This window comes from Faecalicatena fissicatena (genome assembly GCF_016900595.1).
In the GTDB taxonomy this organism is placed as follows: domain Bacteria; phylum Bacillota; class Clostridia; order Lachnospirales; family Lachnospiraceae; genus Claveliimonas; species Claveliimonas intestinigallinarum.
Genome location: NZ_JACLYY010000002.1, coordinates 321,820 through 334,055 on the forward strand (window position 1 = coordinate 321,820; position 12,236 = coordinate 334,055).

15 protein-coding genes, 2 tRNA genes and 1 riboswitch are annotated in these 12,236 nt (G+C 48.5%); of the genes, 11 read left to right on the top strand and 6 right to left on the bottom strand.

Going from position 1 to position 12,236, the window contains the following annotated elements; all coding sequences use genetic code 11:
- Nucleotides 1-9: 9 nt before the first annotated feature.
- Nucleotides 10-172, bottom strand: a riboswitch (M-box (ykoK) riboswitch).
- Nucleotides 173-246: 74 nt separating this feature from the next.
- Genes H7U36_RS03640 through H7U36_RS03660 form a run of 5 tightly spaced genes read right to left on the bottom strand, consistent with a single transcriptional unit; the run spans nt 247 to nt 4,732 of the window.
- Nucleotides 247-1,755 carry an AMP-binding protein gene (locus H7U36_RS03640; RefSeq protein ID WP_191493330.1) on the bottom strand — a complete coding sequence of 503 codons (1,509 nt, stop codon included), beginning with the start codon at nt 1,753-1,755 and terminating at the stop codon, nt 247-249.
- Nucleotides 1,756-1,784: 29 nt separating this feature from the next.
- The gene (locus tag H7U36_RS03645; protein WP_033126295.1) at nt 1,785-2,018 is read right to left on the bottom strand and encodes an acyl carrier protein; all 234 of its coding nucleotides are present in this window, start codon (nt 2,016-2,018) and stop codon (nt 1,785-1,787) included.
- A 22-nt stretch (nt 2,019-2,040) separates the two neighbouring features.
- Complete coding sequence (locus H7U36_RS03650; protein WP_191493362.1) at nt 2,041-3,444, bottom strand: condensation domain-containing protein; 1,404 nt, start codon at nt 3,442-3,444, stop codon at nt 2,041-2,043.
- Nucleotides 3,444-4,388 (bottom strand): alpha/beta hydrolase, encoded by a 945-nt coding sequence (locus H7U36_RS03655; protein ID WP_138302880.1) that lies wholly within the window; start codon nt 4,386-4,388, stop codon nt 3,444-3,446. The genes H7U36_RS03650 and H7U36_RS03655 overlap by 1 nt, the downstream gene beginning before the upstream one ends.
- Nucleotides 4,389-4,393: 5 nt before the next feature.
- Nucleotides 4,394-4,732, bottom strand: a complete 339-nt coding sequence (locus H7U36_RS03660) for an SCP2 sterol-binding domain-containing protein (protein WP_033126293.1) — start codon at nt 4,730-4,732, stop codon at nt 4,394-4,396.
- A gap of 265 nt (nt 4,733-4,997) precedes the next feature.
- Between H7U36_RS03660 and H7U36_RS03665 the strand changes: the two genes are divergently transcribed.
- The 4 genes from H7U36_RS03665 to H7U36_RS03680 all read left to right on the top strand — a co-directional run bounded on the left by H7U36_RS03665 (nt 4,998) and on the right by H7U36_RS03680 (nt 7,296).
- Nucleotides 4,998-5,615, top strand: coding sequence for a TetR/AcrR family transcriptional regulator (locus tag H7U36_RS03665; protein WP_033126292.1), 618 nt, complete (start codon nt 4,998-5,000; stop codon nt 5,613-5,615).
- A gap of 18 nt (nt 5,616-5,633) precedes the next feature.
- Nucleotides 5,634-6,737: an aldo/keto reductase gene (locus tag H7U36_RS03670; RefSeq protein ID WP_138302879.1), complete on the top strand. Its 1,104-nt coding sequence runs from the start codon at nt 5,634-5,636 to the stop codon at nt 6,735-6,737.
- Between the two features lie 360 nt (nt 6,738-7,097).
- Nucleotides 7,098-7,168, top strand: a tRNA-Gln gene (locus H7U36_RS03675).
- Between the two features lie 54 nt (nt 7,169-7,222).
- Nucleotides 7,223-7,296 (top strand) — tRNA-Pro (locus tag H7U36_RS03680).
- A 208-nt stretch (nt 7,297-7,504) separates the two neighbouring features.
- On the opposite strand, the gene H7U36_RS03685 is transcribed toward H7U36_RS03680, so the two are convergent.
- Nucleotides 7,505-7,711, bottom strand: coding sequence for a helix-turn-helix domain-containing protein (locus tag H7U36_RS03685; protein ID WP_033125709.1), 207 nt, complete (start codon nt 7,709-7,711; stop codon nt 7,505-7,507).
- 159 nt (nt 7,712-7,870) lie between these two features.
- On the opposite strand from H7U36_RS03685, the gene H7U36_RS03690 reads away from it, so the two are divergent.
- The 7 genes from H7U36_RS03690 to H7U36_RS03720 form a co-directional block, all read left to right on the top strand.
- Nucleotides 7,871-8,116 carry a hypothetical protein gene (locus H7U36_RS03690; RefSeq protein ID WP_052084013.1) on the top strand — a complete coding sequence of 82 codons (246 nt, stop codon included), beginning with the start codon at nt 7,871-7,873 and terminating at the stop codon, nt 8,114-8,116.
- Nucleotides 8,117-8,257: 141 nt separating this feature from the next.
- On the top strand, nt 8,258-8,686 hold the full coding sequence (locus H7U36_RS03695) for a hypothetical protein (RefSeq protein ID WP_033125708.1): 429 nt from the start codon (nt 8,258-8,260) through the stop codon (nt 8,684-8,686).
- Between the two features lie 67 nt (nt 8,687-8,753).
- Nucleotides 8,754-9,260: a helix-turn-helix transcriptional regulator gene (locus H7U36_RS03700; RefSeq protein ID WP_052084012.1), complete on the top strand. Its 507-nt coding sequence runs from the start codon at nt 8,754-8,756 to the stop codon at nt 9,258-9,260.
- On the top strand, nt 9,253-9,798 hold the full coding sequence (locus H7U36_RS03705; RefSeq protein WP_033125707.1) for a hypothetical protein: 546 nt from the start codon (nt 9,253-9,255) through the stop codon (nt 9,796-9,798). The genes H7U36_RS03700 and H7U36_RS03705 overlap by 8 nt, the downstream gene beginning before the upstream one ends.
- A 12-nt stretch (nt 9,799-9,810) precedes the next feature.
- Entirely contained in the window at nt 9,811-10,161 is a 351-nt protein-coding gene (locus H7U36_RS03710; RefSeq protein ID WP_033125706.1) for a hypothetical protein, read from the top strand.
- Nucleotides 10,158-11,522, top strand: a complete 1,365-nt coding sequence (locus tag H7U36_RS03715) for a hypothetical protein (protein ID WP_033125705.1) — start codon at nt 10,158-10,160, stop codon at nt 11,520-11,522. Before H7U36_RS03710 ends, H7U36_RS03715 begins: the two co-directional genes overlap by 4 nt.
- Before the next feature lie 113 nt (nt 11,523-11,635).
- On the top strand, nt 11,636-12,236 hold a 601-nt coding region (locus H7U36_RS03720), incomplete at its 3' end, for a hypothetical protein (protein WP_205155726.1).

The window sequence follows — 12,236 nt, forward strand, 5'->3', positions numbered from 1 at the left end:
GAAAACTTACCTATTGCACATTCGTATGAGCTTTAACTCTGCAGGGCGGTGAAACTGTATTATGATACACCTTGCTGTCGATGTACCCTGTTCAAACCCTCTCATAGTGTCTCCACTATTTCGCGGCAACAGTCCATATCCCTTGCAGTAGCCTTACCTACCGAACATTTTTAAAATAGCACGTTTCAAAAAATCTGTCAACCTGCAAAAGCTCTGTCCTCTTGAAAGTCCTCTAAAAAGTCATCTTCAAAATCTCTTGATCTTTCTCGTGGTTGTCTTCTCAAACTCCTTGTCCCGGACGATGAGGCTGTAAATCTTCTTCTGGGGAGCCGCCGTCCTGTTGTACGCGTCGATGACCTCCTGGAGGGCCGCTCTTACGTCCTTCACCCTCTTCCTTTTCACATAGTCCTGATCCGGATAGATCTCCGCCTCGATGACGCCGCCCTTCTCCCGGACAAGCACCTCGCCCACAAGTCGGTTTCCGCTGAGGGCATTTTCCAGCTCCTCCGGTGATACATTCTCCCCGTTCTTCGTGATGATGAGATTTTTCTTGCGGCCTGTCAGGTAGACAAAGCCCTCCTCGTCCACATAGCCAAGGTCGCCGGTCTTCAGCCATCCGTCCTTCAAAGTCTCGGCAGTCTCCTCGGGCATCCTGTAGTAGCCCTGCATGACGCTGCTGCCCTTCACCCAGAGCTCCCCGTCCACAGTCTTGGCCTCGCAGTTGGGCACAAGCTGTCCCACCGAGTCGCTGCGGATGTTCCACCGCTGGGAAATGCTGATAACAGGGGAGCACTCGGTCATGCCGTAGCCCTGCTGGATGACGATGCCATACTTTTTGAACATGTCGATGTATTTGGGATCCAGGTAGGCGCCGCCGCTGCAGATGGTGTGGAACTGCTTTCCGAACACCTGATTCTTCACGATCTTCGCCGGCAGAAGGGACGCCTCCTCCAGCTTCTTTGCCATGGTCTCGATCATCAGGGGCACCATCAGGATCATCTCCGGCTTAAAGAGCTTAATGTTCTTCGCCACCCGCATGAGGGAGTCATTGATGCAGATCACTGCCGCCAGGGACACGCCCTTCAGGATGTCCATGCTGAGGCAGTAGGCGTGGTGGATCGGGAGCACTGTCATGATGACGATCCGCTCCGGAATCTTCATGTCCAGGCAGGTCGCGTTCTCCGCCACATTTCTGTGGGTCAGCATGACGCCCTTGCTCTTCCCCGTTGTGCCCGAGGTGAACATGATCGTGCAGAGCTGATCCGGCTGGGGCTCATAGTCAAAGCTCCCTCTGTGCTCTTCCAGCAGCTTCCAGAAGCCGGAGACCTGCTCGCCGCGATCCTCCTTCTGCATGGAGATGATCCTGCGCAGCTGGGGGCATTTCTCCTTCGCCATGACAGCCACGTCTTTTCTCACCTCGTCGTAGACGAGTACCGTGGAATCCGACCGGCTAATCAGGTCGCACACATCCTCCGCCGGCAGATTCACATCCAGAGGCACTACAACACTGCCGCTGTCCACAGTGCCAAAGTAGGCCACCAGCCACTCGTAGGAGGTCATGCCGATGACCGCGATGTGGTTGCCCTGCTCCCCCAGATCCCGAAGGACGCAGGAGAAGCTCTCACTGTCCTCCCGAAGCTGTGTGTAGGTTTTCGATGCAATTTCATTTTTACTCACTTTATAGCGGATCGCGTCCTTTGGCCCGTACTTTTCTTCCGTACCTGCCAGTATTTCGCGGACAGTACTGCAAAGCATATCTTCCCACCCTTTCTTCTGCTTTCAGATTAATTTTCAGCAGTCAGCTTTTCCAGATAGTCCACAGCCTCCTGCACAGTGCGGATGTTTGCGGCCTCTGTCTGCTCCACTTCCACATCGAACTCATCCTCGATCTCGCCCAGCATGCTCATGAAGTCAAAGGATGTAAAGCCAAGATCCTCCATAAAGCGTGACTCCGGATGGATGTTTTCCGGCTCCACCTCCACATAGTTACAGATGATATCAACTAATTTCTCAAACATGGTACTTTCTCCTTTTTCTACACTAAACTAATTTGATGATCTCGCCGATGGTCAGATCCGGGTTCTCCGCCCCCTTGAACATGATCCGGCACAGATAGTAATACAGGTACTCCAGCTCCTCCCTTGACACTGCCTTGATCTGGTGCTCAAAGTTGAAGTCCAGCCCGTTGTCCTCCGGCCGGTGCATGACGGTCAGGTACATGCCCTGGGGACAGATGCCGTTGGGATACCATTTTGTCTTGTACCGAATGTCTCCCAGCTGATCCAGTCCCTTCTCCTTCAGGGTCAGCGGCTGGTAGGTCAGAGAGATGGGCTCGTATCCCAGTCCCGGCTGAGGCTGCGGATAGGTCTTGGCCCGGTAGGCAAAGTAGGCTGTGGGGTCGTAATTCGCGTGGCGGAAGTACTCGTTCTGCTTGTCCCGGATGGCGTAGACGCCGTCGATGAATTTCATATCCTCCGGGAAAATAGTCCGGAAGGGGAAGGAGTGGATCCTGGTGCCGCCGGACTTCTTCTCCTTCAGGGTGGCCCTCCTGGCGATGGTGGTGGTCAGGGACACATCCTCAAATCCGTTCATTTTCTGGTAGTAGGTGCGAAGCCCCATGAGAAGCAGGCATGCCAGGGACACGTGATATTTCTCGCAGAAATCCATCAGCCTCTTTGTGGGCTCTGCCTCCAGGTGGAAGATATCCAGGGCAGAGGTGGTGTCGTCTGTGACGCAGAAGGCGGATCGCAACTTAGGATTTTTAAACATCTCCCGCATGGACTCCAGCTTGGCCGTGCCGTGGAGATCATTGTAGATGGGCTCGGACTTTTCGATCTCCTTCTGGAAATAGTCGATGTCTCTTTGCTGTGCCTTGCTGCCCGCCTCGTAGGCGAAATCCCGCTCGATCTGTTCAATGTAAGAGGCCATATCCTTGGGGTAGGGAACACCCTCGTACTTGGCGTTGCAGTACAGCTCGATGATGTCCTTCAGGAAGCAGATGAGGGACTGGGCGTCCACGATCATGTGATTTCCCAGGAAGTACACGCCGTTAAATCCGTCCGGCATCTTGATCATGACGATCCTTGTCAGGGGAGAGTCAAACATCTTAAAGGGCACGGTAGTCCACTTCTGCATCTGGGCCTCCGCCTCCTCCACAGTCCCGCCGGAGAAATCCGCGAACTCGATATCCATCTCCTCCGGGTCTGTCACATACTGGTACCAGATCCCCTCTTTATCCCTGGCAAAGCGGACACGCATGGCCTCGCTCCTTGCGTAGGCCTCGTTGATGGACTTTTTCAGCTGATCCCAGTCAAGCTCCACTTCGATAGTCAGGCTTGTCCCGATATTCAGCACCGCCATGCTGGGACAGTGGGGCGCATAGTACATGTGGAATTTCTGGGCTACAGTCAGCGGATACACTTTGTGACCTTTTCTTGTTCTCATCATTTCATTATTCCTCCGATAAATACATCCAGGGCTTCCTCGTACGCCTTGGTATCTTTATAGTAGCTCTCTCCGTGGCCCGCGCCCTTGACGATCAGCTTTGTCTTGGGCGACGCGCAGTTTTTGTAGATCTCCTCGCACATCCAGCAGGGCACGAAAATGTCGTCTTCGCCGTGTATGAAGAGGAAGGGCACCTTCGCCTTTCTCACTTCCCTGGCCGCATTGCAGTCATCCAGGCCGTAGCCCGCGTTTTTTCGATTCACCCTATCCGCGATCTGGATCATGGGAAATGCCGGCAGGTGGTACATGCTGTGGAGCACATGGGTAAACACGTCCTTGGCGGATGTGAAAGCGCAGTCGGACACAATCCCCTTCACCTGCTCCGGGAGCTCCATGCCGCCCATCATGCAGACAGTGGCGCCTCCCATGGAATTGCCGTGGAGCAGGATCTGGGCGTCATCGCCGATCTTTTCGATCATCCATTTGACCCACTCCAGTCCATCCAGCCGGTCCATAGTGCCAAAGCCGATGTAGGTGCCCTCGCTGTCGCCGTGAGCCCTCTCATCGATCAGGAGCATCCGGAAGCCGTGGTTCAGGTAATAATAAGAAAGGCTCCCGTAGTCGTTCAGCCCTCTGCTGGTGTAGCCGTGGAAACAGATGACAGCCTTTGTCCCCCCGTCTCCCGGGAAATATGTACCGTGCAGCTTCAGACCGTCCTTTGACCTGATCCACACATCCTCGTGAGGCTGCCCCATCATCCAGTCATGGCGCTCATGCATAATGGGAAAATGGCTCTCCCAGTCCACACCGGACATCTTCATGGTCCGCTCTACCTTTGCGTTGTACCTCTTCATGGTCCTTCTGTAAAAATAGGCCGTCCCGCCTGCTTCCGCCGCCGCTGCGGCTCCCAGGAGCAGGGCTGCCCCCTTCAGCAATTTACCCATCCTTCTCACCTGCTTTTCTTTTTGCTGTTGATCAAATCCTTCAGTTTTAATGCTTTATCGATATTGCCTTCCACCTTCAGTTTCCCCAGCGTCACCGCAAGAATGGGATCTGTCTTCCCGTCCGCGATCTTGAACAGGGTCTCCGCGGAGCAGGTAAACATGGCGTCCCGGTCAAAATACTCGTAGGGCTCCACAAACAGCTGTCCGTCCTTCACCTCAGCGTAAAAAATCCCTTCCGCCTCTCCGGTGATGTTGAACTGGTATGCCAGATGCTCGTGGATATCGCTGACATCCGCGTCCATCAGCATGCCCTTTACCTTTGAAAACATATCTGCGTAGGTCATAGCATCCTCCTTCTCGACCGTTTTCTGGTTTTTTCGACCAACGGTCATGTCCTTTTCTCTGTTAGATTAACACCTTTTCGGCCGCCGGTCAACTATCGTTCCCCTCAAAATACAGCCGGGTTTTTTCTGTTTTTTGTGCGCTTTTACAGTTGGCCGAAATCCCCGGTCTGTGGTATATTGGACTTGTATTGTATAAGTAGAATGAATTTATATAAGCGGATACAGCGCATACCAGCAGGAAAGACCGCAAGGAAAGGTGACACATATGCCAAATCAGCTGAAGTACAACAGAATTCTGGACGCTCTCCAGGAGCTTTTGGAAAATCGGAACATGCAGACTATCTCTGTCAGCGACATCGCCCAGACCGCGGGCATCGGAAAGGGGAGCATCTACTACTACTTTCCCTCCAAGGACGCTATCCTGGACGCCCTGGTGGAGCGGAATTACGAGAAGCCTCTCCAGACCGCCAAGGACCTGGCAGACAGGACGGAGATCTCCCCATTCACAAGGATGGCCATGATCTTCCAGGCCTGCCGAAGCTCCTCATCCGAGTTCCTCAAGTCTGAGGAGCGGGCGGGCTCCGACACCCAGGAGAAAATCTTCCTCCGCCAGAAGTACGTCAATCACATCATCACAGAGCTGAAGCCCGTCCTGGCGGAGATCATCCGGCAGGGCGTGGAGAGCGGTGATATCCACTTCAGCGATCCCGACGCCCTGGCGGAGATCGTGTTGATCGTCCTGGCGGTCAAGTTCGACAACTCCCTCGTCCCCTCCTCAAAGGAGGACATCGAGCGGACCATCGACGCCCTCATCCTGCTGCTGGAGAAGGGGACGGAAAATCCGGCGGGATCGCTGAATTTTTTGAAGAGCCCGCTGTCATAGGAAAGGAGCTGCCTTATTATGTATTACAAAGAATTCCGGGGAAACAGGATTTCCGCACTGGGTCTGGGAAGTCTGCGGCTCCCCACCGTGTCCGGGAACACCTCCTCCATTGACCGCGCAAAGGCAATGGAGGTGATCGATCAGGCTTTCACTGAAGGGATCAACTTTTTTGACACTGCCTTTACCTACCACAAGACTGACTCCGAGACATTTCTCGGAGAGGCATTGTCCCGCTATCCCCGAGACAGCTACTATCTGTCCTCCAAGTTTTATGTGGGAGCCCGGACTGATCTGGATCATGTCTTTGAGGAACAGCTTGCCCGCTGCCAGACAGAGTATTTTGACTTTTACATGCTGCACAGCGTGCAGGAACAGTTTCTCGACGACTATACGGATCCGGCGCGGGATTATATCGGCTATCTGCTCAGGCAGAAGGAAGCCGGCCGCATCCGCTATCTCGGCTTTTCCTCCCATGCGGCGCCGGAGGGGCTGGAAAAATTTCTTCAGTGGTATCCTGGCTTTGACATGGCTCTGATCCAGCTCAATTACCTGGACTGGACAATGCTGGACGGCAGACGTCAATACGAGATCCTGACTGAACACAACATTCCGGTCTGGGTCATGGAGCCCCTGAAGGGCGGCCGCCTTGTACACTTAAGCCAGGAGGCGGAGGACATCCTGCGGGCCGCCGCCCCGGAGCAGTCAATTCCCTCCTGGTCCTTCCGCTATCTGATGGGGCTGGACAATGTGCAGTGCGTTCTCAGCGGCATGTCCTCTCCCCAGGAGGTTCACGCAAATGCAGAGGTATTCCGGGAGGGCAACACTCTCTCCCCAGCGGAGCACACAGCGCTGGACAGGGCGGTAAATGCTTTCCGGGATTCCTTTGGCGTCCCCTGCTCCTCCTGCCGCTACTGCTGCCCCGTCTGCCCGGCTGATCTGGATATCCCGGCTCTGATCCAGGGCTACAATGAGCTCACTGTCGGCGGGGAGCCGTGGAAGCTGTTCCATCTGACGCAGATCAAAGGCCCCATGGCCTGTCTCCAGTGCGGTGCCTGCGCGAAGAGGTGTCCCCAGAGGATCGACATTCCCGCTGTCATGAAACAGTATGCGGCGCTGCGCTGATCTGAGACCGCCGGAGTGATCTGTCGTTGGCAGAAGCCGAAAAAGGAGAGGCCGAAATTGGTCTCTCCTCTCTCATTTCTATTTTCTTCGCTTGCTTTCCTTGTCTGCTTTTCCGCAAATTCAAGCGATAAGATTGTTCGATCCGGATTAAAACGTTCTTCTATGGTATCACAGTCCCCAGTATACTCTCGTCTTCGACAGAGACATAGGACTCCTCATCCAATTTCAGGCAATATTTAAGTCAACAGATTTGCATCCTCAAAAGAAAGAAAAAAAATTTAAAAAAGTGCTTGCATTTTTGGAAAAGCCTGCTATAATAATATTTGTTCGCTGAACAAAACGAACACAGAAGCTTAGTAATGCGGATTGGTGTAATGGCAGCACAGCAGACTCTGACTCTGTTAGTAGAGGTTCGAGTCCTCTATCCGTAGTTCCTTGGCAGGGGCACCGGAACTTCTGTAAAAGGAAGTTTCGGTCAACATTAACGGAGTGTGGCTCAGCTTGGTAGAGCGCTACGTTCGGGACGTAGAGGTCGCAGGTTCAAATCCTGTCACTCCGATTTTTTCATGCAAAAATATAGGTTTTTCGGGTGTTGGCAAGCCGATATTTAAACAAACGTTCGTGTTACCTGGTGTTACCTCCACGGACGTAAAAATTAAAGGAGGAAATCTTGCACGTATGCTCCTTTCCGAAAAACTTTTTACCGGATAAAATTGAAAAGATGATATGAAGAAAAGGATCACTGCTCTTTCTGAAAGAGGTGATCCTTAATTTTTGTTCTTTGATCTTCCGACCAGATAATCCAGAGAGACTCCATAATAGTCAGCCAGCTTAATGAAGACTTCAATTGGAATATTGATTTTTCCCAATTCATATTTAGAATATGTGGTCTGCTTTATATTCAGATAATCAGCAATTTCCTGCTGTGTCTTATCATTATCTTCACGGAGATTCCGGATATTTTCAAATACCATGTCTTACTTACTTCCCTCAATTTTTCTCCATTATAAAAAAGTCTCGACACGACTATTGCATTTTAGTCTTATTACGACTATATTTGTTTTGAGAGTATCTTTAAGAATTGGCAAAAAGGGGAAAATACATATTAGCCTACATAGAGGATAATAGCGAAAATGGAATGGACAGAAGAACAATATAAACGTTTTGAAAAATTCATACTGGGCGATGATATGGATTTCTATGAAGAATATACAATTCATCTGACGGATGAGGAACAGAAAAAATTCTTCGCAGAAAATCCGGATTTTATGTCTGAATATCCGATCAGCCGAGATAAGATATATCTACTAAAAGACCCTATATACAGAGGTCTGATGCGGAAAATAAAAAAATATGAAAATAACACAAGGGATGAATAAAAGAACCCTGACAGGAAATTTCACTTTATAAGTCTGTCAGGGTGTTCATGATTTTTACGATGTTAAAATACTATCCGACTCCGCCTTTTCCTGCGTATTCGCCGCATTGGTGTTTCTCCGTTTGCTGTCCCGCCGTTTTCAATGACTGAACAGCAATTGGGGTATCGTTTCGGTATCATTTTTTCATTTTCGCCTATCGCCATAAGACTTTTTGACGGCAGTTATCATCAGTTGAGGTTTATCTTATCTACAGTGCAAGACGACGGTTTGGTACGGTTTCGTTATCATTTTGAAATGATTTATCTGGACGGCCTCTTCCTTTCTTTTTTCTGTTACGAAGTAACATCACAAATAGGAGAGCCGACAGTCCTGTCAGGATCTGCCTTTTGTGCTGCGTTTCACTTTTCAGTGGACGCTAATATTCTGCTAAAGAGGCAGATTATCGAGGGTATGGGGAATCGAAATCCCCATCAAGATCACAACCCCAAAAGGGAAGAGCAAATTCATAACATGGATTTCGGTATTACCGGGGTGGATCTTGCTCTTAAAAATATACTCTCCACCTTCTAAGAAAATATTAAACTGTTGACAAATATATTGTCAAAGCTTATTCTATATACAGACAGGAGGTGCGAATATGGAAGAAATAATTCGTATGCAAGACAATCTACTTTTAATTCGACGCACCGTTGGTTGGACAGCCGAAAAATTTGGTGAGAAAATCGGTGTTACTCGTCAGACCATCAACAATATTGAAAGCGGTCGCAACAAGCTGACCAAGACACAGTATATTGCCATGAGAAGCGTTCTTGACGCAGAAATGGCACAGGCACCTGAAGACACCGAAATGCTCAAGGTTTTGTTGGATGTTCTTGTAGATCACCCAGAGAACTATAGCACTGAAAATAGAGAGGAGCTTTTGGCGAAGGCAAACATGATGGCCCCTTCTATTCTTGCAGGAACTACTACCCGCGCTGATGTCTCCAAAGAATGGATGAAAGCCGCTGGTATAATTGTCGGCGGGGCAGCTCTTTTGGGGCCGTTAGGTCTTGGAGCGGGAATTGCTGCCATAAACGCTTGGCTTGTCAAGGCAGTCGCATCAGGCAAAAAGAAGCCGACATTGAAGGAGAAAAAAGATGGGTAATTATATAAAAAAGAAAAAGGAAATGGTATTCCAAAGTGTTGACTCCCTTCAGCAAGTAGTAAATGTTGTAAACGAAGCAGCAGCAGCCCTTAACGACACTAAACGAACCATCAAGGGAAGTGCTATTCCAGAGGTTCTTGCAGGAGCCCTTGGAGCAGGCATTGGTGGTGTGGGGTCTTTTGCCGCCCTTTATAGTTTGGGTGCCGTAGGTCTCTCTGCTGCTGGTATTACTTCTGGCTTAGCAACTGCTGGTACTATCGTGGGCGGTGGTATGGTAGCGGGCATTTTCGTTCTGGCGGCTCCTATTGCCGTGTTAGCATCTGGAGGTGTCGGTGTTGCCTCTCACCTTAAGAACAAACAACTGCGGCAGGAAAAGGAACGTCTGTACAAAGAAGTCCTTGCTCGTCATGAAGCTATCATCCAGGCTTTGAAGGACGAGGCTGATGCAGACAAGGAACGTCTTGATTACCTGCAGAGTCTCAACATCTTACTCCAACAGGCAGTTAAGGATTTGAGCCACGATTTGGGTGTCGCATAAGGGAGTGTTTCTATGGGAAAGCGAATTAAATTACAAAACATAAACTTTGCCAAGGTCGGAGATGGTGTAGGTAATGTAGCCAAAGATGTAGTAAAATTCATCGGAAACCACAAGGAAGAGTTCCTTGGTGGTGGTTTACTCCTGGCAGTTGCTGATAGCATCAGGGTGCGGCTTAGTCGTAAAAAGGATCAGAAAGCTTTTGAGGAAAGTTCCGTTAAACAACAGAAGGTTACACGTAAGCACGAGGCTGAAATTAACGCACTACGGACAGAGGCAGAACAAGCCCATGAGGCCAACAGGTACATTGATCAGCTTGAGCAAATCGTAAAGAATATTACTGAAGGAGGAGGTGGTAGCAAGTGAGCAAGTTTAAGTACACAGAATTTGAGAAACAGATGAATTCTGTTCTGAAGCATCAAGACGAAGCACTTGCAGACATTCGCTTTCCGTCCTCGGATGAGACGAATGCTACGATTGCGAGGGCAGAGGCGTTGCTTCGAAACCTTGGATACCAACCAGAACAACTTAAAGAATTGTCACCCATTCAGCAACTGAGAAAAGTCATGGTTGTTCCTACTTGGGAAGAACTGTGTGCTGAGGCAGAAAGACACGTTGGCACAGACTGTGAATTGGAGTCAATTTTCACAGAGGAAGAACTGCGGAGTAATGAACTTGCTATTCACCAACTTAACGAAGAGTTCAACGTTCTTCATCGTCTAGATGCATTTGATATCAGTATAGCTGCCCTTGCCGGACTGGTTGGTGCTGCTGTAGATATTTTGCTTGTTGGAATACCTATCAAAACTCCCGAGGGTTTGAAAGGTGGGCCACTTGCAAACTATGTACGGGACTATTTTGACAAAAAGTTCCCTGAAGAAGAAATGCAAAAACTCGCGAACTCGAAGGTTAGCAAGGTTCCGTATGACGCCCAGGATAACAGGCACACCACCATCCGAGTAGAGGGACTCTCTGCCTACTATCACAGACTTCTCCAGTTGGGGCATGACCCTATTTTAGGATTTATATTTGGTGTCGCAGATATTCTAACTGGCAGGATGACGACTATCGACAAAGCTGGAAACATTGTATCCCAAGTGATGGAAAACTACGCTGACCGCAAGGAATCCGATATCTTTGCAGCTTTGGCAAAACAGGTCATCCACTTCAAGTCGGATGTTACTACATCGATGGGACTGCCTGCACCTTTGATGAGTCTGTTTAATCTTCTTCAGTTTAGTAACATTGGAGAAGAAGAACAGACTATTGCCGAAATCGTCCAAGGAATGTACTATGAGGGATACGATTTCATACACTTCTGCTCCATGTCAATCCCCGCAATGATTGTTGAAGTCATTGTTCGTTTAGGGTATGCTTTTAAGCGAATCAAGGAAGGCCATGCGGTAAAGGATTCCATTCCACTGTCCCTGAATAGAGAGAAGCATCCCAAGTTGGCGACAATGTTGTTTATTGCCCATGCCGGAGCAACAGCCGCAAATGCTGGAAAAGTCTATTTCACTCAAAATCCTGTTGCAATTAACTATCCTCAGTGGATTGCTTTTGCTAAGTACTCGTACGGTCAACTTAAGTGGGTTTTACTTGAGAAACCGACGTTACGGGATACGTATGTGAGAGGGAAAATCAATGAGGAACTGGATGCCGTTCTTGCTGAAGCGAATGCAACCTTTGATAGGTTTGCCGAAGACTACATAGTGGTTTTCAATTGAGATGAGGATGCCTTATATGAAAAAGACGCTCACCCAGAAGCTGATTGCCTATTACGAGCAACTCTGCCACGATAGAAATTTTAATTTAATCATACTTAGGAGGAAATATTATATTGAATATAGACAACGATGCATATTGTAATAAATTAAGGGAGCATTCAAATGAACTTATAAAGAGAGACGGGAAAATTTTAGTTGATTTATTATTGCATATTCATGACAGTGCGGTAAATTTGTCATTAATCCCATTTTGTGCCTTATATTGTAGATCAGTAAAAGAATTTTGGGGTGTAGAAGATTTAGAATCTGATACTGAAAAAGAAGTGAAAGATATTCGTAATGGGTTGAAAATTTTTACCGGCAAGTATTCCAAAGGTAAAAATATGGCTTTCAATTCTGATTACCAACAGAATCAAAGATTTAAAAATATGCTTCGCTTTTCATTTCTCAAATATTTTAACATTCATTATAATCTTGGAGTGTATTTTGTTGAAACTGGTAAAATTATATTTAATACACAACTAGCCAGCTTTTACCTTAATATACCAGAAAATAAAGGAGAAACAGAAGAGAAACATGCAAAAATGGTAGGGGAAAAATTAGGTAACCAAATTTCTAAATACCTTGTGGAATATTTCAACATCAGTAATATAACAATTCAAACCACATTTTTTAATTTGCTCCCCCAATATGGACTGTCTCTTATACACATCT